This is a genomic window from Paraburkholderia sp. NMBU_R16 (assembly GCF_013282575.1).
In the GTDB taxonomy this organism is placed as follows: domain Bacteria; phylum Pseudomonadota; class Gammaproteobacteria; order Burkholderiales; family Burkholderiaceae; genus Trinickia.
On the sequence record NZ_JAAAYE010000454.1, the window covers coordinates 1 to 252 of the forward strand.

The window sequence follows — 252 nt, forward strand, 5'->3', positions numbered from 1 at the left end:
CCGCGCAGGCCGAACTCGACGCGTTTGCCGAAGGGCCTTGGGGGCAACGATTCCCGACGGTCAGCGCGGCGTGGCGCAATGCTTGGGATCGCGTCATTCCGTTCTTCGCGTTCCCGCCGGCGGTGCGCGAGATCCAAGGCTTCTTACAGGAGCAGTACGGCACCGAGGTCTCGCCCGAGTTCATCAGTTCAGTCACCGACGAGGTGATGGCCGAAGTCACCGCCTGGCAGTCTCGGCCGCTCGAACCGATGT

At 65.1% G+C, this 252-nt stretch carries 1 protein-coding gene; it reads left to right on the top strand.

Translation table 11 applies throughout. The annotated features are described in order from the left end of the window. Window positions 1–252: transposase (locus GWC77_RS28785; RefSeq protein ID WP_254367246.1), on the top strand; the 252-nt coding region annotated here is incomplete at both ends.